Raw genomic sequence first — 1,755 nt, forward strand, 5'->3', positions numbered from 1 at the left:
GCGTCAGTGAATTCTTTAAAGCGAATGGCTGGTATTAGGGGTTGATTATTCCGAACATTACTCATAATCCAGAACTCCCCTCAAATTATCAAGAATTTCTTGGTCTTCTGGATTAGTAAGTACTAAGTCAGCCATCATATCTTTTAAATCAGCTGTTAATTTCGCCTCTTCTTTTGATAATGACTTCATATCTGCCAACAATTTAGTTGTGTCAACTGGTGGTTCCTCCTCAAATATATCAACATAACGAGGAATATTTAAATTATAGTCATTTTCTTGAATTTCATTCATAGTTGCCACATGGGCATACTTTTCAATATCAACATGGTCTAGGTAGGTTTTAACAATTTTATCAATATCCTCCTGCCGAAGTTTATTACTATTCTTTTGCTTTTCAAATCCTTTCGAGGCATCAATAAACATGACATCATCAGTCTCACGATTCTTTTCCAGAACCATAATAATCGTAGGAATTCCCGTATTAGTGAAGATCTTTTCTGGTAAGCCAATGATGGCCACAATATTATGATTATTCAGTAACTCTTTTCGAATTTTTGCTTCAGCAGCCCCCTGGAATAAAACTCCATGGGGTAAAACAATGGCCATTCGCCCATTGTCCTTCAAGTGATATAAACCATGAAGTAAGAAGGCATAGTCCGCCTTGGATTTCGGAGCTACCCCCTGTCGAAAGCGAGGATCATCTTCTCGACTTTGGTTATCCCATTTTTGAGAATATGGTGGATTAGCCATAACCGCATCAAACATTCGAGGCGCATTAACTCCATCGATTACTCCGTCTGGCCAGTCACTGTTCAAGGTGTCGGCATTTCGCAAATTAATATCGTTATATTCAACTTTATGCATCATCAAATTCATCCGAGCTAGGTTATAAGTCGTCGTAATCCATTCTTGCCCATAATACTTAATGGCCCCCTGGACACCGGCGTTTTTCATATAGGAAGCAGTTGTTAACAGTAAGGATCCTGAACCCATGGTTGGATCGTATAAGCTATACTCTTCCATGTTTTCGCGACCAGCGGTTAAAATACGAGCCATAATATCGGAAACTTGGTGTGGCGTATAAAACTCACCCGCTTTTGCCCCCGAATTAACAGCGAACATGCCAATCAGATATTCATATAAATCACCTAGAACATCCATGTTTTCGTCTAACTCAATCTGGTCCATTAAGTTAATCCAACTCATCATTGTCGCAGTTCGGGTCTGTGCATTCGCTCCCAGACGCGAAGAAGTTAAGTCCATATCCGCAAAAATTCCCGCGAAATCATCTTTTGCTTCCTGACTAATACCTTGATCAAAATGAACTAAAGCATCAGAGACCATCATGATATTAAACTTATCTTCGTTAATCGCTATCTTCCAGTCTGAAAACATATCTCCTGGGCGAATAACATATCCTAAGCTTTTTTGCATAAAATCGGCTGCCTTATCAGAATCTTGCGACCAAATATCAGCCCATGTTTCTCCTCTTAAAAACTTATTCAGCTAATTTTGGGCTTTTTCTGATAATAATTTGTAGAACATTACTCCAAAAATATAGTTTTTATATTCAGAAGGTTCAATCTTTCCCCGAGTATCATTTAACGTCTTCCAAATCATTGCTTCTTTTTCAGCTGTTAACGCCATTGTTTCTCCCCCTAATTATCGTATAACTTATTAAAGCTACACATCTAATGACAATTATACATGGCTGGTTCAGATTTTTAATAGAAAATGTCAAAAATATACTTACGT

At 37.9% G+C, this 1,755-nt stretch carries 1 pseudogene; it reads right to left on the reverse strand.

Annotated elements, in window-relative coordinates:
* Positions 1 to 57: 57 nt before the first annotated feature.
* Positions 58 to 1,647, reverse strand: a pseudogene (locus HU830_RS08685) (type I restriction-modification system subunit M).
* Between the last annotated feature and the right edge of the window lie 108 nt (positions 1,648 to 1,755).

Origin of the sequence: Bombilactobacillus apium, from assembly GCF_013385145.1 — a bacterium.
In the GTDB taxonomy this organism is placed as follows: Bacteria; Bacillota; Bacilli; order Lactobacillales; family Lactobacillaceae; genus Bombilactobacillus; species Bombilactobacillus apium.